Source organism: Kitasatospora aureofaciens, from assembly GCF_001188955.3.
GTDB lineage: Bacteria > Actinomycetota > Actinomycetes > Streptomycetales > Streptomycetaceae > Kitasatospora > Kitasatospora aureofaciens.
In genome coordinates this window covers 330,288-347,428 of the sequence record NZ_JPRF03000043.1, presented here as the reverse complement: position 1 = coordinate 347,428, position 17,141 = coordinate 330,288, and the positions used below count along the sequence as shown (strand labels likewise).

Below are 17,141 nucleotides of genomic sequence, written 5' to 3'. Positions count from 1 at the left end.
CGGCTGGGGCGGGTCTGGTTGCTCGGCGGCGGCGCGTGCTGGCGTCCCGGGCCGACGGCTCGTCTAGCGGTCCACTACCGACAGCAACACGTCCACGAGACGGTCGGCGGCGTCCGGCCGGCCCGTGCCCGGCGGCCCGTCGCGCGATGTCCGCGCGGCGGGCCGGGTCCGTCAGCAGCGGACCGATCGCGTCCTGGAGTGTGTCGGGAGCGGGCCGGCCGAGCAGGGCCACTGCCGCGCCGGCATCCGCCAGGTGACGGGCGTTGTGCTCCTGCTCGTTCCCGGCCGAGGTGGCGAGCGGGATGAACACCGCGGCCCGCCCCAGGGCGGTCAGCTCGGCCAGCGTCCCCGCGCCGCTGCGGGAGATGACCACGTCGGCGAGGGCGAGCACGTCCGGCAGCTCTGGGCCGACGAAACCGGTCACCAGGTACCGGGAGCGCAGGTGCTCCGGCAGCACCGCCGCCCGCTCCCGAAGCCGCTCCTCGTGGCTGGGACCGCACTGGTGGACCACGTTGGCGTGGCCGAGGAGCCACGGCAGGATCTCGCTCACCAGCTCGTTGATCTGCTGGGAGCCCTGCGCGCCGCCGGTGACGTGCACGGTCGGCCGGGAACGGTCGAAGCCCCACAGACCGAGCGCGTGGATCGCCTTGTCGCCTTGGCCGGTCAGCACCTCGGGACGTACCGGGTTGCCGGTCACCACAGCGGTAGCGCGGGCGGCCTCGGGCAGGAACTGGAGCGTCGACTCCGAGGAGACGGCGACCCGGGTCGCCATCCGGGCCAGGGCCCGGTTGCCCAGACCGAGCCTGACGGTCTGCTCGTGGACCACCAGCCTGTTCCGCGCGATCGGTTGACACGACGCAGTGACGGCTTCCGGCCATGTTCGGTCGCGGAGGTCGGTTCATCGCGTCCGCCCAGCAACGATGGCGAGACGGGGCGTTGCTGCAGGCAGGTGGGGCCTGCGATCCAGCTCTCGCAGTCGCTTCGGCATGCTGTTCCCATGGGAACAGCAAGGGGCGGCCAAGCGGGCAGATGCGGGTCCAAGCGGGGAGGAACGGGGACCGTTCGTCAAGGCCACGAGATCGCCGCAGGTCAGAGCATGTATCGGTGGCGGGTCAGGAACCGGTGATGGCGGGGACGGGTGGCGGGTCGGTCGGGAGCGTGACGCCGGTGCACGGGTACTGCTGGGCGAACGCCTTCGCCAGCTTGAGCACGATCCGGGCGTCGGCCTGGCGTACCTCGGCGGGCGGCGGTGCGGGCGGGAAGCTGGGGTTGCCGGCCGCGTCGATGGAGATCCGGGCGTAGCCGGTGGCGGACTGCCCGGTGTAGGGGTCGCGGAAGCCGCACGGGATGGCCAGGTCGAGTGAGTAGCCCTCGGCCGCTTGCCAGGCGGTGTTTCCGCTGCCGAAGGAGAGCGGCCGCACCGCGCCGCGGCTCGCGTCCAGCGCGCGGGCCTGGGTCAGCTGGCTTTCCGTGTGGAGCGCGATGGTGGGACCGTTGCCCAGGTAGGTCGGTGCCGAGCCGCCGTGCCAGGCCAGCTCGCAGTGGTAGCCGGCGCCGCCGGCCGACTGCCCCGGTTGCAGTGTGGGGGTGGTGGTCGCGGCGGTCAGGGTGCCGTTTCCGCCGCCCGCCAGGGGGCGGAGGTCATCGGCGTCCAGCACCCCCCAGCAGGCCTGAGCGGGCAGGTGGGTGACGGGCTGCCAGGGCTGGCGGACCAGCAGCGTGACGCCGACGGCGACCAGCACCGCCGCCGCCGCGATGCCGGCCCGCGCCCGGAACCGCCTCCGACCGGGCCGGAGCCCGGTGGACGCGCCGCTCACTTGCCCGCCTGGTGGTAGGAGCTGTCCACGGCCAGTCCGCTGTTGTAGGCCTGCTGGGCCTGGGTGGCGGCGTTCAGGGCGCTGCTCCCGTTCGGGTCGAGACCGGCGTTGCCGAGCGCCTGCTGGACCGCCTGACCGACCGCCTTGTGGCCCTGGTCGACGAGCGCGATGTTCGCGGTGACGCTCGTCTGGGTGCTGTCGTGCTGGTACTGCGCGCCGATGTTCGTGATCATGTTGCTGACCTGGTCGTTCGCGATGTCACCGAGGATCGGGACCTTGCCGACCACGCTCCCGAGCGTCTGGCTGTAGATCGTGTTGGCGATGCCGGTGTTGGTGGTGATCGACTGGTTGTAGGCGGCGTCCGCCGCCCAACCGGCCTGCGAGACCGCGTTGGCGCGCGCGTTGCTGAGGATGCCGCTGACCGTGCCGGTCTGGGCGGCGACACGGTTGAGGTTGGCGCCGAGCTGGTCGGGGGTCTGCCCCGGTTGGTGCACCTGGGTCTCCAGCTGGGCGGCCAGGTAGCCGTTCTGGGCCTGCTGGAGGGTGCCGTAGGCGCCCGGGTCCCGGGCCAGGGTGTCCAGCAGGTGGTTGGCGTTGTCGGCGTTGAGGTTCGCCGGGGTGCCGAAGACGCTGAGCTGGTTGCCGACCGGCGCGTTGACGGCCTGGTTGACGTCGCCGATGTAGGAGGCGGTCATGTTCGCCACACTGCCGTTCATGCTGGAGAGCGGGCCCTGCAGCAGGCTCGGGTCCTTGCCGAAGGTGTTGACCACCTGGTTCATCACGTCGTCGGTGGCGGCGGTGTGCGGCGGCAGCTGGGTGCCGTTCGGCGCGTCCCACGGGACGCCCGTGGTGGCGGCCTGGAGCGCGTGGCCCAGCGCCGTCGGCTCGTAGGTGAGGGTCGCCTTGTAGTTGGGGTCCGTGATGCTGGTGTCGGTCAGGATCGGGTTCTTGCTGCCGTCGGTGAGGAAGCTCAGGTAGTCGTTGGGCGCCGTGTGGCCGGTCGGGGCGCCGCTGGCGTTGTAGAGCGTCTCCGGGTTGCGGAAGAAGTCCGTCGCCGCCGCCGGGCTGTGCCCCAGCGCCTCCAGCACGCCCGTCATGGGGTTGAAGCCGGTGCCGTTGCCGAGGAAGTTGGTCTTCAGGACGCCGTTCGACATGGGCTGCGGTCCGGCCTGCAGCCACATCTCGGGGTTCTGCCGCGTCAGCTGGGTGACGTGCTCCGCGATCGGGTCCAGGAAGTGCGGGTCGTAGTTCCCCGTCTGCAGGATGCTGGCCAGGAACTGGTAACCGTAGGGCTGCAGGCTCAACGGCCCGGAGCTGACCACCTGGATCCGCTGGGCGCCCGCCGCGCGCAGCTGGGTCTCCCACTGGTCGGAGAGGTGCGGCTGGTTCCGGGTGTTGGTCGCGCTGGCCAGCGCGGTGCCCAGTTGGCCCTGCAGGTCCTTCAGGATGGCGAGGCGGGCCGGATCCGGCGGCTGGGCCCGGCTGGACAGCACGGAGAGCTGGCCCCAGAACTTCAGCGTCTCCTGCGGGCCGAGGTCGTTGTAGAAGGCGGTGGCGAACGACGGGTCGTTGCCGTGCGCCTTCAGCAGCGCGTTCAGCTGGGTGAGCTGGGTGTTGGAGAGGTTGTTGCCCTGGGCGGCGAGGGCTGCCGCCTGGGCCGCCTCCTGCTCCGAGATCCCGCCGACCGGCGTCGCGTTGAACGACTGCTGGTTGGTGCCGGTGTCGGCGGCCAGCGCGGCCGCCGCGGCCTGGTCGGCCTCGGTGGCCTGCTGCAGCACGGAGGTGAGCCGGGCGCTGATCGCTTTCGCCGCCTCATCCATGGACTGCTGGTACTCCTGGCGGATCCCGGCGTTGCGCGGGAGGTTCGCCGGGATGCTCCAGGTGACCTGGCTGCCGTCGGCGGAGATGGTCAGGCCCTGGGTCTGTGCGTCCGTCTGGATCTGGCGCAGCGTGTTCTGGAAGGAGACGAACTGGTCATGGGCGGAGCGCAGCGCCTTGGCGAGCGCGCTGGTCTCCTCGAACGCCGCGTCGATCTGGGTGCGCGCCTGGTTGAGCTGGCCCGCGGCGGCCTGTGAGGCGGGACCGGACCAACCGCTGGCGGCCAGTGGGGTGACCACCCCGCTCTGGAAGTCGGATTCGTACTCCCACCTGCGGACCAGTTGTTCGACGTCGGTGGCGACCGTGTCCAGCGCCGAGAGGTTGGTGTTGGCGAGTTCGTCGTACGTGACCATGGCGGTTTTCCGCTTCCCCGTTCCCCGTTGGTCTTTCGCGTGCTGAGGCCGTGCCGTGCCGTGCTGATGCCGTGCCGTGCTGGTGCCTTGCCGTGTCAGCTTCCCAGGGCCCGGAGGTGACCCCGGTTGGCGTTCTCGGTGCCGGTGTAGCCGTTGGCGTTGTCCTGCAGGCTCTGTCCGATGTTGATCAGGTTCCCGCCGAGGGTGAGGAACTGCAGCTCCCAGGTCTGGTGCGCCGTGGTGATCGCACCGCCGATCGCCCAGCCGGTCATCGCCGTCGCCGCGGCGAACATGGCGTTGCCGGCCGGGTTCTGGCAGTCGGCGGTCATCTTGCTGCCCAGCTGGGAGGCGTTCTGCCCGGCGGTCCGCAACGCGTCGGGGTGCACCACCAGTTGCTGCCCGCTCGCGCCGGCGGGCGCCGTCGCGCTCCCGCCGGTGGTGATCGGGGCCGGCGTGCCGGCGAGGTCCGGGAACTGCTTCAGCGCCTCGGGCGTGAGATTCCCGGAGCTGTCGTACATCCACGGATTCAGCTCGCGGTTGAGATCCCGGTCGGCCATGGTCTCGCTCTCCCCCTGCCCCTGTCGGACACCGGGGTCGTCCTGGGAGTACCTGTCACCGGTGCCCGTCCTGTGGACACGGGACGATACCCCGCCGAAGGGCACGTCCACAGCCCCTGGAAGGTAAGGGAATTCCGGAGGTTCGGGGTGCGACTCCCGACGCCGGCGGCGGTCGTGGTCAGCCGGCCCGTCACCGCCCGGCCGGCGGCAGGGATCCTGGCTCCTGCGCACCCGCCGGTACAGCGCAGGTCGGATGCCGTGGGGACAGACGTACGGGCCCCGCGTCCGATGAACGAGGCTGCGGGGCCCGGTACGGTCCACAGGACCAGGCGGGTCCGGCCGTGGTCAGCAGCCGGACCCGCCGCGGACGACCACAACAACACGCAGATGGTCCTGGAGGAGCGTGAGCGAGAGGTGCAGCGCCTGCAGGCAGGTGTTGCGGAGCGGGAACACCTGCCTGAACAGGCCAAACGCAAACTGCGTGACCCTTCGCCGGAGAGCGACCCAACGGTGAGCTCGTATGCGGCAGAGCCGGTCACGGTGGACAGACCGCAGTCACGATGGTGGCGCCGGAGGTAGAACGTCAGGGGCCCGGCCACCGCCGTTCCCCGGCGAGACGGTCCGCCAGGGCCGTCGGTCCGCCTCCACAGCGCCCGGCGTCTCACCGAAGGTCGACCGCCTCTCCGAAAGGCCGCAGCCTGGTTGACGCTGCCGGTCCGCGACGGCCTGGCGGTGCGGCGATGCTGGTGCGCCAGCGATCCGGGCCGCCGCCTCTGTGTGACCGTACGGTTACCCATCGCTATGATGGCGATCATGTTCATTCTTGAGCTGACCTACACCGCGCCGCTCGACCGCATCGAAGCGGCCCACCCCGAGCACGTTGCCTGGCTCGACTCGCACTACGAATCCGGCGTCTTCATCGCATCGGGCCCCAAGGACCCCCGCGATGGCGCGGTCATCGTGGCGGTCGGTGCCGACCGTGCGCAGATCGAGGACATCGCCAAGGGCGACCCGTACTCGGTGGCGGGGCTGGCCGAGTACACCATCACGAACTTCCGCGCGATGAGGACGTCGCCGGCGCTGGAGGAGTACAGGCACCAACGGCCGGCGTGACGGGACGCTCCGGGTCTCAGCGACTGCTGCTGCCAGGCACGAGCAGGCTGGTGACCTCGGCGATCGCCACGACCTGAACCGGTCACCGCTCCCGGCGGACGGCAAGCAGGGCCGCGTCGTCCGTCAACCCGGAGCCGACGTACGCCCGCACGTCCAGGAGCAGCTCGTCCAGCAGGGCGTCCGGCTCCCCGTGCGGCAGGGCGGCCAGGCGCTGGGCGAGCGGGTAGAACCGGTTCGCGGTGTCACGGGCCTCGGACACGCCATCCGTGTAGAGCAGCAGCAGATCGCGGCGTTCGAAGGCGATCGACCTGGCGTGGTAGTCCCCGCCGACCAGGCCGAGCAGCGCCAGCGGGGGCGCCTCGACGGGCGGCTCCACCGTGCTGACCTGACCGTCATGGCAGAGCAGTGGCGGCGGGTGCCCGCAGTTGACCACGACTGCCGGTCCCGGTGCGTCGGGGATGCTGACCAGAACCGCCGTGACGAACTCCTCGCTCGCCGGACGACGAACGAGCGCCGAGTCCAGCCGTCCGGCCACCTTCGCCAGATCCGGTTCGGCCCGCGCGGCCTCACGGAACACCCCCAGCACGTCGGCCGCGGTCTCCACCGCGGCCAGGCCCTTGCCGCACACGTCGCCGAGGAACAACCGCACCCCGTACGGGGTCGGCATCACCTCGTACAGGTCCCCGCCGATCCGTGCCTCGGCCTCCGCCGCCACATAGCGCACCGCGACCACCAGCGGCCCCATCCGCCGGGGCACCAGGCGCAGCAGGGCGCGCTGCGCGGCCTCGGCGACCGTGCGGACCCTGGCCAGCTCCCGCTCCTGGGCCGTCACCACCGCGACGTTGGCGCAGCTGAAGAAGGTGACCACGACCACTGTGGCCGCTGCGGTCGCCATCACGACCGCGGGCACGTCGGCGTCGTAGGCCGCCAGGCCGACGACGATCGCGCAGGCGACCGCCCCGGCCGCCAGCGGGACCGAGGCCCGGCGGACGCCCACACCGGCCAGTACGGGGAGGGCGGCGAGCATCGGGGCGAAGGTGACATCGGGCCCGCTGGCGAGATCCAGCGCCACCGCGACCGCGACCAGCACATAGCCACCGATCGTGACCCCGTGCGACCACCTGGCCAGGAACCGCGGCGAACGCCACGCCCTCGTTCTCGGGACATCGGCCACCGGACTGCCCTTCTGTCCTGCTCCTCCCCACAGCTGCGTCGGTTCCCCCATTCCACAGTTAAGCGCCTCTCCTCTCCTGGATCGACCGGTAGTGCCACATCGACACCCCGGGCCGCCCGATGCGGCCCGTGCGGAGCTGGACGAGTGCGACGTACGTGGCGCGTGGACGCGGTGCCGGCGCAAGGCCGCGGTCGTCAGCCCTCGGAGGGCAGTGCCTGCTCGGTCCAGATGGTCTTGCCGTCCTCGGTGTAGCGGGTGCCCCAGCGCTCGGTGAGCTGGGCGATGATGTACAGGCCGCGCCCGCCCTCGTCGTCCCGGGCGGCCTGGCGCAGGTGCGGCGAGGTGTGCCCGGTGTCGGAGACCTCGCAGATCAGGCTGCGGTCCCGGATCAGCCGGACCCGGACCGGCCCGGGGGCGTACCGGATCGTGTTGGTGACCAGCTCGCTGACGATCAGCTCGGTGGTGAACACGAGCTCCGCCAGGCCCCATTCGTTCAGCCGCCCGGTGACCAGGCGCCGCGCCTGGGCGACCGCCGCCGGGTCGGGCGCCAGCTCCCAGTCGGTGACCTGCCCCGCGTCGAGCCGGCGGGTGCGCACCAGCAGCAGGACGGCATCGTCGTCCACCGGCCCGGGCAGCAGGGTCGCCAGCGCCTCGTCGCACAGGCTCTCCAGCGGCCGGTGGAACCCGGCCAGCGTCTCGGCGAGCCCGCGCCGACCGTCGACGGCCTCCACCAGGCCGTCCGTGTACAGGGCGATCAGACTGCCGGCCGGCAGGTCCAGCGCGGCGCGCTGGAACGGCGGGCCACCCAGCCCCAGCGGCCGCCCGGCCGGCAGCTCCGCGTAGCGGACGCCGCCCGCCGGGTCGGCCACGACGGGCGGCGCGTGGCCCGCCCGGGCCAGGCTGCACCGGCCGTCGACCGGGTCGTACACCGCGTACAAGCAGGTCACGCCGCCGCGCGGGCTGTCCGGGCCGCCCTCCTCGCGCACCACGTCGTCCAGGCGGGCGAGCAGCTCCTCCGGATCCAGGTCCAGCCGGGCCAGCACCCGGACGCCGACCCGCAGCCGGCCCATCGCGGCGGCGGCCCGCAGGCCGTGGCCGAGCACCTCGCCGACCACCAGGCCGACCCGGCTACCGGACAGCGGGATGACGTCGTACCAGTCCCCGCCCACCCCGGAGCGGGTGTCGGCCGGCAGGTAGCGGCTGGCCGACTCGACCGCGCTCAGCGCCGGCAGCCGATGCGGCAGCAGGCTGCGTTGCAGCCGCAGCGCCGCGGTGTGCTCCCGGGTGACCACCGGCATCAGCGCCACGCCGACCAGCAGCGCGCCCAGCCCCAGTACGGTCACCCCGCCGACCCGGCCGAGCAGCGGCAGCCGCACGGAGGTCGCGCCGTAGTCGGGGGCGGCGTAGACGTTGAAGGCGGCGTAGCAGAACAGGAACAGCATGATCAGCCCGCCGATCCCGGGCAGCACGCCCTTGAACAGCAGGTCCCGGCGACTGCGGGTGAGCACCCGGCGGTAGTACCAGACGCAGGCGAAGCCGGTCAGGCCGTAGTAGAAGGCGATCGCCAGGCCCACCGAGCCGATGGAGTCGGCCAGCACGTTATGGCTGACCGAGGTGAGCACCACCAGGAAGGCGATCGACACCAGCCCCATGCCGACGGTCGACCAGGTCGGGGTCAGGAACCGGCGGTGCAGCCGGGCGAAGCCGGCCGGCACGGTCTTGTGCGCGGCCATCGAGAAGACGGTGCGGGCGGACGGCAGGATGGTGGTCTGGGTGGAGGCGACCGCCGAGATCAGCACCATCAGGATCAGCAGTTTGGTGAGCGCGTGGCCGAGCCCGCCGGTGCCGAACACCGCCCCGCCCAGGCCGGAGAGCACGTCTCCGGAGTTGTCCGGGTTGGCCAGCCCGATGCCCGTGGTACCGACCCCGGCGAAGGCCTGCGCCGAGGTGGCGACCAGACCGTAGATGACCAGCAGCAGCACGGTGGACAGCACGGCGGCCCGCCCGGGGGTGTGCCGGCTGTCCGCGGTCTCCTCGTTGACGGTGAGCGCGGTGTCCCACCCCCAGTAGATGAACACCGCGGCGAGCACCCCGCTGGTCAGCGCCTGAGGAGAGGGGATGTTCAGCGGATTGAACCAGGAGGCGGAGACGTGCGTCGCGGTCGGCGGGCCGCCGGTGTAGACCCTGACCAGGGCGGTGACGGCGAGCAGCAGCAGGACCGCGACCTCGAGGCAGAGCAGCCAGCGCTGCATGGCCGCCGACACCTCGATGCCCACGTAGCAGACCGCCGTCATCAGGGCGATCCAGACCATCCCGGCCACGGTGGTCCACACCCGGCTGGTCGCCAGCGACTCCAGCCCGACCAGCCGGAAGCCGTAGATGCCGGCGATCTCGGCCAGGTTCGCCATCACGATCACGTCGGCGGCGATCAGTCCCCAGCCGCCCATCCAGCCGGCCCGCGGGCCGAACGCGCGGGTGGCCCAGGTGAAGGTCGTCCCGCAGTCGGCGTCGACGGCGTTCAGCTCCCGGTAGGCGTACGCGATCAGCAGCATCGGCACGAACGCCAACATCGTGATGATGGGGGCCTGCAGTCCCACCCCGGCCACGATCACTCCGAGCGTGGCCGCCAGGCTGTACGCCGGCGCGGTCGAGGAGATCCCGATCGCCACCGACGAGAACAGCCCCAGGGCGCCCGACCTGAGCCCCTTCTCACCGGCGCCGGGCCCGGGTGCGAGCGGCGTGGCGAACTCGGTGGGGCTAGGGGAGCTCTTCACACCAGTTACAACTCCGCGTCTCGCGGCTGCAAGCCTTGCGATCACCATTCTCCCCGCCCGCCGGAAGGGCCGCCAGACGGGCCCGCCCCCAGCGACCGGGCGTGATCCGGAAGACCTGCCGGCCGATGAGGAGCAGGGGTGTATCAGCGCTGTTCCTCCGGGCGCCCCTCGACCTCCCAGCGGGTGTGGAAGGTCCCGTCCCGGTCGACCCGGCGGTAGGTGTGTGCGCCGAAGAAGTCCCGCTGTCCCTGCACCAGTGCGGCCGGAAGACGCTCCGCCCGCAGGCTGTCGTAGTAGGCGAGCGCGGTTGCGAAGCCGGGGGCGGGCACCCCCAGTTGGGCCGCCACCGAGACGACCCGTCGCCAAGCCGACTGCGCGGAGCCGAGCGCCTCCAGGAAGTGCGCGTCGGTCAGCAGCGTGGGACGCTCCCGCTCCGCCTCGTACGCAGCCCGGATCCGGTCCAGGAACCGAGCCCTGATGATGCAACCGCCGCGCCAGATCGCGGCCATCTCACCGGGGTCGATATGCCAGGAGTACTCCACGCTGCCCGCCTGGATCTGGTCGAAGCCCTGGGCGTAGGCCACCATCTTGGAGGCGTAGAGGGCCTGCTCGACGTCGTCCGCGAACCGGTCCGCCGCCGCACTGTCGAGCCACGTCTCGGTGGGGCCGGGCAGCCCCCGTCCGGCCTGCCGGAGCGGCACGCTGCCGGACAGCGCCCGGGCGAAGACCGCCTCGGCGATCCCGCTCACGGGCACGCCGAGCTCCAGCGCGCTCTGGACCGTCCAGCGGCCGGTGCCCTTCTGCTCGGCCTGGTCCAGCGCGACGTCGACGAAGGGCTTCCCGGTCGCCGCATCGGTGTGGGCGAGGATCTCGGCGGTGATCTCGATCAGGTAGGACTCCAGGCGCCCGGCGTTCCAGGTCCGGAAGACCTCGGCGATTGCGTCGGGCTGCAGTCCCGCTCCGTGCCGCAGCAGGTCGTACGCCTCGGCGATGAGCTGCATGTCTGCGTATTCGATCCCATTGTGGACCATCTTGACGAAGTGTCCGGCGCCGTCCGGTCCGACATGGGTGCAGCAGGGCTTGCCGTCGACCTTGGCCGCGATGTCCTCCAGCAACGGCCCCAGGAGCCGGTAGGCCTCCGGTGTGCCGCCGGGCATGATGCTCGGCCCCTCCAGCGCGCCCTGCTCGCCACCGGAGATCCCGCTGCCCACGAAGTGCAGTCCGCGTTCCCGCAGGGCCGCCTCCCGCCTCCTGGTGTCGAGGAAGTGCGCGTTCCCGCCGTCCACCAGCACGTCGCCCTCGTCGAGCAGCGGCACCAGCTCGTCGATGACCGCGTCGGTCGGCGCCCCGGCCTTGACCATGATCACGATCAGACGGGGGCGTTCCAGGGCCGCGACGAACTCCTCCGTGGTCCCCGCGGCCACGAACTCGCCCTCGTGCCCGAACTCCTCCAGCAGCGCCGTGGTCCGCGCCTGCGTGCGGTTGTGCACAGCCACGCGGTATCCGTGGCGGGCGAAGTTCCTGGCCAGGTTGCGGCCCATCACGGCTAGTCCGGTGACGCCGATCCGGGCAGGCGACTGCTCGGTCATGGCGGGCATCTCCAAAGGTCTCGGGGGCCTGGGGCTGTCGGGATCGAAGACGTCGGGTGCCGGGTACGCCCGTCGCCCTGTCCCTACTCCGCGGAGAGTGCGAGGACCTCGTCTTCGGGAAGCTCGACGTACGCCTGCCCCTCCACCTCGATATCCGATCCGGCGAAGCTGTTGAAGAGGATCTTCTCGCCGACCTTGACGTCCACCGGGTGCGGCTTGCCGCTCTCGAGCTGTCGGCCGGGCCCTACCGCCACCACCTCACCCTTCCGCCTCGCCGGGTCCTGCGGGGTCGAGCCCCCGATCGGCTTGACGATCAGGTGATCGTGCTTCGGGTGGAAGTCGGGCATGGCATGGTCCTCTCACGTAGGCACCCGCAGCGCAGCCGGGGTGGTCCCCCACACATCGATTCTGCTGAGGTTCGAGGTTTCCGCACCCGGACGGCAGCGGGGCACGGGGGAGCGGGACCCGTCCCGAGCGCGGGCCAGGAGCAGGGCCGGCGCTGCCGATCCGCGTCCGCATCACCGGTCGCTCGGAGTCCGTGCGGTGTGGCGGCCCTGTTGCCTCTCCGCCATCGCGGTCCCGTGCTCCTCGCCCGGCCGCTGCGGATGGCGGGGCGGGGGAGTCGCCGGGCGAGGTGTACTCCGTTCGGGTTTGGCTCGGCGATCCATACGGGCTCTGATCACGCCGACAGGGTGGGCGATTCACGTATCCGAGTGTGACGTGGGACTCAGGTCCAGGAAGATCGTCTGCACTCGGAGCAGCGGCGGCGATGCGGTCCGCGACCGACAAATCGGACAAACCTCGACATATGGAGTGAGCCCACTCACGCCGAAAAAGGTCCACGACGGGCGATAGTGGTCGCTCCCGGCGCCGCCCGCTACCCAGATCGCGACATTTGCCCAGCTCAGCATCGTGGCGACCGCGCAACCCGCCCGTGCGCGTCGAGGTCGGCCAATCCCCGAATACGACGGCGGATCGTAACAAGGGGGTCTTGTCGGCGGCCGATCCCACCTGGCAACAATTGCTGCATCGCCACACCGGCTCCTGTCCCGCCGGTGAACGGCTTACTGCCGAGTCACGCCCCGTGACCGTCATGGCCCCTGTCCGGCCACGGTCCAGGACGGGACGCGACTCGGCCCAACCCGATTGAGGTCTTGCTCTACATGCCCGCTTTCAAGCTCCGTATGCGTACCTCCGCCGCGATCCTGGCCGGCGCCGCCGGTGTGACCGCCCTGGGCGCCGCCGTGGTCCCCGCCGTCGCCTCGGCCGCGGACGCCTCCCCGCAGGCCGTCGCCGCCCGGATCGTCCCCGCGGACCAGCTGGCCTCCTTCAGCCAGGTCGTGTCGCACGAGTCGGGATGGAACGTGACGGCGACGAACCCGAGCTCGGGTTCGTACGGGCTGGGCCAGGCGCTGCCGGCCTCCAAGATGGCCTCGGCGGGCGCGGACTGGAAGACCAACCCCGCCACCCAGATCAAGTGGACGCTGGACTACATGAACACCCGCTACGGCAGCCCCAACGCCGCCTGGGCGTTCTGGCAGACCCACCACTGGTACTGAGCCACCCCTCGGCCGCCGGCACCGCGGCCGAGACCTTGACCACCCTCCCCCTCACCCCGGGGGCCGGACAGGGACCACTGGGATGACCCGAGAGGGCCCGCGCCCGCGCGATCCGCGTGGCACGGGCCCTCTCGTGGTCGTGTAGGCCCTTCGAGTGGATCCTGAGCGGTTGGGGTCGAGCCGGGCCTGGGCGATCTCGGCGACCGATCGGCTTCGATCGCTGGAAGGAAGATCTGCCACTGTAGTAATAGTCCAATGATCCGACTTTGAGGGGTGGGGCATGTCGACCGGCAGAAATAACGCCCGCGCCCCATGTCGTGCGCATACCATTCGACGGTGATCAAGGATACCGATCCTCTGGAGAATTCGCAGGCTGCTGATGTCGCCGAGAGTTCTCTGTCGAGTCGACGCGATCTGCTCAGAACCACGGTTGCGGCAGTCGGTGCCGTAGGTTTCGCCGGCGCACTTGCGGACGGGCATGCCTACGCCGTCAATTCTCCGTCCGGGCCGGGTGCTCTTCGAAACGGTCGGCGCCACCCGCATCCTTCACGGCCGCCGGGAGGCGCGCTCGATCCGTCATCCGTACCCAAGTACAGAACGCCACTCTTTCTTCTCGAGGCAATGCCCAGCGAGGGCCGGGACTCCTACCGCATCGCGATCCGTCAGTTCCGACAGCAAATGCTGCCGCTCGGGATGCCGGCCACCACGGTCTGGGGTTACGGGGCTGTGGGCCACCCGCAATCGTTTCATACGCCGGGCCCGACCATTGAAGCCCGTGTGGATCGGCCGATCTCCGTGACATGGGTCAACGACCTCGTCACCTCGCGCGGCTTCCACCTGCCCCATCTATGCGCTGTGGATCCCACATTGCATTGGGCGAATCCTCCTGGCGGAATGGCCGGACGTGATTCGCGGCCCACCTTCTCGACCACTCCGGGGCCGTACACCGGACCAGTCCCCATCGTGACCCATCTGCACGGTGGGTACAGCCGAGAAGAGAGTGACGGATACCCCGAAGCCTGGTACCTGCCGGCATCTCGTGATATTCCTCGTGACTATGCTCGCGTAGGTACCTATTACGATCGGTTCGCCGAGCAGTTCCGTGACCGTTACGGCGTCCGCTGGCGCCCCGGGTCGGCAACGTTCGCGTACGGCAATGATCAGCGTCCCGCAACTCTCTGGTACCACGATCACACCCTGGGCATGACTCGGGTGAATGTCTACGCGGGCCTTGCCGGTTTCTACCTGTTGCGAGGTGGACCTGCTGATCTCCCCCCGGGAGTGCTTCCTGGGTCGGCATCGGCTCGGGACGGGGCACACGGTGCCCACCCCTACGAAATCCCCCTGGTGGTTCAGGACAAGTCCTTCAACTCGGACGGGTCGGTGTTCTTCCCCAGCAGTCGCGGAGACTTCGGGGACACCCCGCCGGACGGTCCATGGATCCCCTACACCGATATTTCGCCCATCTGGAACCCGGAGTTCTTCGGGACCACGATGGTCGTCAACGGGAACACCTGGCCGGTCCTCAACGTGGAACCGCGGCGGTACCGCCTGCGCATCCTCAACGCGAGCAACGCCCGTACTCTCATCTTGAAGATCGTGGCTGACGCCACTGCCCCCCGCCCGGTCAGCCCTGAATTGCCCATCTGGCAGATCGGGAACGACCAGGGATTCCTGCCAGCCCCGATCCGGTTGGATCAACTCCTCTTGGCCCCCGCAGAGCGTGCCGACGTGGTGGTCGACTTCACCGGCACCCCAGTTGGCACCGGGCTCTACCTGATCAACGAAGGCCCGGACGAGGCGTACAGCGGCGGAACGCCGGTGACCGACTTCACGCCGGCGAATATCACGACCACAGGGCAGGTCATGAAATTCGCTGTCGTTTCCCTCGCCTCCACCGACACCAGTGTCCCGCCGTCGCAGATCGTGCTCCCTCCGGTGCCGGCGCTTCCCGAGAGCCGGACGGTCCGGAAGCTGTCACTCAACGAAGAGGACTCCGCGTACTTCACCGGCGCGCCCACGATGGACACACTCGGCACAGTCGCGCCAAGTGGCTCAGCCACCCCGCTCCTCTGGTCGGACCCGGTTACCGAGACGCCGGTGAAGGGCGACACCGAGATCTGGGAACTGTACAACTTCACCAGCGACGCCCACCCCATCCACATCCATCAGATCGGATTTCAGGTCCTCGGCCGCCGGGCAATCACGGGCGGCGAACTGTCACCCCCACAGCCGGGGGAAGCCGGATACAAGGACACCGTGATCGCATTGCCAAGCTATGTCACCCGAGTCAAGGTTCGGTTTGGCATTGCGGGACGGTACGTCTGGCACTGTCACATTGTGGACCATGAGGACAATGAAATGATGCGGCCGTTGCAAGTACTTGATCAGCGCAGCCCTTGAGGTCTTTTTAGCGGTGATCACTCGGCGGCGGCTCGGTCGCCCCCGCCCCCACTGCTTGGCGATTGCCGGCCGGCATCGACCCGGCCTCGCTCGGCGCCCTTCGCGCGGCCCAGGACGCCGCCCGCGCCTCCGCACGCGAGGCCGCCGTTGGCGGTGGGCTGGCGTCCGTAATCCGGTTACGTTGGTAGAGCACCTGGTCAAAGGGGGGTAACAAGCCGTAACCCACCGGGGACGCTGCATGACTGGCCTGACCGTCATCCTGCTGCTCGTGGTCCTGGCCACGGCAGTGGCGACCGGTGCCCGGCGCTGGCGCCTGCCCGCTCCCTCGCTCCTCGTCATCGCCGGTCTGGTCGCCGGGCTCATACCTTGGGTTCCCGAGGTCCGCCTGCCGCCTCACGTGATCAGCGTGTTGGTGCTGCCGCCACTGCTCTACGCCTCGGCCGGGGAAATCTCTGTCCGCGACCTGCGCAGCGTGTGGCGGCCCGTGACCGGCCTGGTCTTCGGTCTGGTCCTGGCCTCGGCCGTCGCCGTCGGGTACGTCGCCCGAGCGATCACCCCGCTCACCACCGCGACCGCGTTCATCCTCGGCGCCGTCCTGGCCAGCACCGACCCCGTGGCCGTTACCGCACTCGGCCGCCGCCTGTCCCTCCCACCGCGTGTGCAGGCCATGGTGCAGGCGGAAAGCCTGTTCAACGACGCCACGTCGCTGGTCCTGTACAAGGTCGCCGTGGCGACCGCGGTTTCCGGCAGCGCCATCACCGTGTCCGGGACCATCGAGCAGTTCCTGATCCTCGCGGGCGGAGGAGCCCTCATCGGCGCGGCGGTCGCCGCAGTGGTGACCCTCATCCGCAGACGGACCGAGGACCCCGTGCTGGAGACCGTCATCGCTCTGGTCACTCCGTACGCCTCGTACGTCATCGCGGAGGACTCGCACGCCTCCGGCGTGACCGCCGTCATCGTGGCCGGGGTCGTCCTCGGCAGCACCGGCCACAAGCTCAGCAACGCCCCCGTCCGTCTCCAGATCCACGCCGTCTACGACACCGTGACCTTCCTGCTGGAGAGCGTCGTCTTCGCCCTCATCGGTCTCGAGCTCCCCTCCGCCGTCCGTCACCTCACGCACGACGAGCACGGCTGGCCGCTGTGGGTGCCGGTGATCGCCTTCACCGTGCTGGCGATCCGCCTGCTGTGGATCTTCCCGCTGTCCGCCCTGATCCACTACCGGCACAAGGAGGGCGACAGCCGCCTCTCCTGGCGCGTTCCGGCCGTCCTGTCCTGGGCGGGCACCCGAGGCGTCATGCCGCTGGCCGCCGCGCTCTCCATCCCCCTGGTCACCAACACGGGGGCACCGCTGCCGCACCGGGCGCTCATCCTCACGCTCACCACCGGGACCGTCGCGCTCACCGTCATCGTCCAGGGCTTCACCCTCGCTCCTGTCGTCCGCCGCTCGGGCATCGCCCTGGAACCGGAGCACACCGCCCGCGAGGAGGCCCGGACCCGCCGACGCATCGCCCACACCGCTCTCGAAGAGCTCAAACAACTCGGCGATCTGGATGAGCTCGCCGAACTGGGCACCGCCGCCGAGACCGCCCTCAAACAGGCGCGTCGCGATCTGGAAGCGCGCATCCACCAAGCGGAAGACGCCCACTACAGCGACCCGGACGCCCGTCCCGCCGACGCCTACCGCGAGATACGCCGGACACTCATCGGCATCGAGGAGGCCGAGCTCCAGCGCCTCTACGAAGCGAACATGATCAGCAACACCACCCGGCGCCGGATCCAGCGCGAACTCGACCTCGAGGAAGCCAGCCTCCGTGCCCGCGACTGACGGGACTGTGCTGCACAGGCGGTGCCCGCATCCGGATCGGGCGGAGCTTCAACACGCGGCTCCACCCTTTGTGGAGGACGCCACGGATCGGTGGACCGG

11 protein-coding genes and 1 pseudogene are annotated in these 17,141 nt (G+C 70.4%); 4 read left to right on the top strand and 8 right to left on the bottom strand.

The features are described 5' to 3' along the window. Positions 1-63 precede the first annotated feature (63 nt). From HS99_RS27755 to HS99_RS27740, 4 genes and pseudogenes are all read right to left on the bottom strand, one after another. Positions 64-844, bottom strand: a pseudogene (locus HS99_RS27755) (UDP-N-acetylglucosamine--N-acetylmuramyl-(pentapeptide) pyrophosphoryl-undecaprenol N-acetylglucosamine transferase); the annotation flags it as partial. Between the two features lie 268 nt (positions 845-1,112). Then, positions 1,113-1,817, bottom strand: coding sequence for a hypothetical protein (locus HS99_RS27750; protein WP_030557763.1), 705 nt, complete (start codon positions 1,815-1,817; stop codon positions 1,113-1,115). Continuing rightward, the gene (locus HS99_RS27745; protein WP_030557765.1) at positions 1,814-4,048 is read right to left on the bottom strand and encodes a hypothetical protein; all 2,235 of its coding nucleotides are present in this window, start codon (positions 4,046-4,048) and stop codon (positions 1,814-1,816) included. The genes HS99_RS27750 and HS99_RS27745 overlap by 4 nt, the downstream gene beginning before the upstream one ends. A gap of 95 nt (positions 4,049-4,143) precedes the next feature. Next, a complete protein-coding gene (locus HS99_RS27740; RefSeq protein WP_030557767.1) occupies positions 4,144-4,605 on the bottom strand; it encodes a hypothetical protein in 462 nt (153 codons plus the stop codon). A gap of 813 nt (positions 4,606-5,418) precedes the next feature. On the opposite strand from HS99_RS27740, the gene HS99_RS27735 reads away from it, so the two are divergent. Continuing rightward, positions 5,419-5,718 (top strand): YciI family protein, encoded by a 300-nt coding sequence (locus HS99_RS27735; RefSeq protein ID WP_030557768.1) that lies wholly within the window; start codon positions 5,419-5,421, stop codon positions 5,716-5,718. Positions 5,719-5,800: 82 nt separating this feature from the next. On the opposite strand, the gene HS99_RS27730 is transcribed toward HS99_RS27735, so the two are convergent. The 4 genes from HS99_RS27730 to HS99_RS27715 form a co-directional block, all read right to left on the bottom strand. Further along, complete coding sequence (locus HS99_RS27730) at positions 5,801-6,808, bottom strand: PP2C family protein-serine/threonine phosphatase (RefSeq protein WP_043388957.1); 1,008 nt, start codon at positions 6,806-6,808, stop codon at positions 5,801-5,803. A 278-nt stretch (positions 6,809-7,086) separates the two neighbouring features. After that, positions 7,087-9,666, bottom strand: coding sequence for a SpoIIE family protein phosphatase (locus HS99_RS27725; RefSeq protein ID WP_063737941.1), 2,580 nt, complete (start codon positions 9,664-9,666; stop codon positions 7,087-7,089). 143 nt (positions 9,667-9,809) lie between these two features. Then, positions 9,810-11,255 carry an NADP-dependent phosphogluconate dehydrogenase gene (gene gnd, locus HS99_RS27720; RefSeq protein WP_030557771.1) on the bottom strand — a complete coding sequence of 482 codons (1,446 nt, stop codon included), beginning with the start codon at positions 11,253-11,255 and terminating at the stop codon, positions 9,810-9,812. Positions 11,256-11,338: 83 nt separating this feature from the next. Continuing rightward, positions 11,339-11,602 carry a co-chaperone GroES gene (locus HS99_RS27715; RefSeq protein WP_030557773.1) on the bottom strand — a complete coding sequence of 88 codons (264 nt, stop codon included), beginning with the start codon at positions 11,600-11,602 and terminating at the stop codon, positions 11,339-11,341. Positions 11,603-12,439: 837 nt separating this feature from the next. Between HS99_RS27715 and HS99_RS27710 the strand changes: the two genes are divergently transcribed. From HS99_RS27710 to HS99_RS27700, 3 genes are all read left to right on the top strand, one after another. After that, the gene (locus HS99_RS27710; RefSeq protein WP_050366318.1) at positions 12,440-12,814 is read left to right on the top strand and encodes an aggregation-promoting factor C-terminal-like domain-containing protein; all 375 of its coding nucleotides are present in this window, start codon (positions 12,440-12,442) and stop codon (positions 12,812-12,814) included. A gap of 336 nt (positions 12,815-13,150) precedes the next feature. Then, the gene (locus HS99_RS27705) at positions 13,151-15,217 is read left to right on the top strand and encodes a multicopper oxidase family protein (protein WP_198429384.1); all 2,067 of its coding nucleotides are present in this window, start codon (positions 13,151-13,153) and stop codon (positions 15,215-15,217) included. A 238-nt stretch (positions 15,218-15,455) separates the two neighbouring features. Then, the gene (locus tag HS99_RS27700; protein ID WP_030556933.1) at positions 15,456-17,042 is read left to right on the top strand and encodes a Na+/H+ antiporter; all 1,587 of its coding nucleotides are present in this window, start codon (positions 15,456-15,458) and stop codon (positions 17,040-17,042) included. Positions 17,043-17,141 lie beyond the last annotated feature (99 nt).

Excerpts from the sequence above, each read along its gene's own strand:
- HS99_RS27715 (WP_030557773.1), bottom strand. The coding sequence starts at position 11,602 with ATGCCCGACTTCCACCCGAAGCACGATCACCTGATCGTCAAGCCGATC.
- HS99_RS27710 (WP_050366318.1), top strand. The coding sequence starts at position 12,440 with ATGCGTACCTCCGCCGCGATCCTGGCCGGCGCCGCCGGTGTGACCGCC.
- HS99_RS27700 (WP_030556933.1), top strand. The coding sequence starts at position 15,456 with ATGACTGGCCTGACCGTCATCCTGCTGCTCGTGGTCCTGGCCACGGCA.
- HS99_RS27740 (WP_030557767.1), bottom strand. The coding sequence starts at position 4,605 with ATGGCCGACCGGGATCTCAACCGCGAGCTGAATCCGTGGATGTACGAC.
- gnd (WP_030557771.1), bottom strand. The coding sequence starts at position 11,255 with ATGACCGAGCAGTCGCCTGCCCGGATCGGCGTCACCGGACTAGCCGTG.
- HS99_RS27735 (WP_030557768.1), top strand. The coding sequence starts at position 5,419 with ATGTTCATTCTTGAGCTGACCTACACCGCGCCGCTCGACCGCATCGAA.
- HS99_RS27745 (WP_030557765.1), bottom strand. The coding sequence starts at position 4,048 with ATGGTCACGTACGACGAACTCGCCAACACCAACCTCTCGGCGCTGGAC.